1 protein-coding gene is annotated in these 275 nt (G+C 69.5%); it reads right to left on the reverse strand.

The window, feature by feature from the left end:
- Nucleotides 1–264, reverse strand: a 264-nt coding sequence (locus R0J87_RS20120; protein WP_498888463.1) for a hypothetical protein, incomplete at its 3' end; no start/stop codon positions are given.
- Nucleotides 265–275: the final 11 nt, after the last annotated feature.

The raw sequence follows: 275 nt of genomic DNA on the forward strand, positions 1-275 counted from the left end.
GGCTTTCCGAGCGAGGCGGTTGTGGGATTCATGCAGGTCGTGCCACACGCCCGCGGGCGCTGCCGGCATGATGTTGTCGGGCACCCACGCGAACCCGAGCTGCTTGTACGGACCCAGCTCCGGCCCGTCGTGCTCGATGATCCGCAGGTAGTCGCCGCCGGGCAGCGACCCGTCGGGCGTCCACGGGATCGTGGCGATGGCCTGCTCGTCGGGCAGCCACAGGTCCACGAGGTCCACGAACTCCACGGGTTCGCCCGCCTTCATCGCGTCCTTGG

The sequence above is a fragment of the Halomonas sp. SIMBA_159 genome (assembly GCF_046536035.1).
Taxonomy (GTDB): domain Bacteria; phylum Pseudomonadota; class Gammaproteobacteria; order Pseudomonadales; family Halomonadaceae; genus Vreelandella; species Vreelandella venusta_A.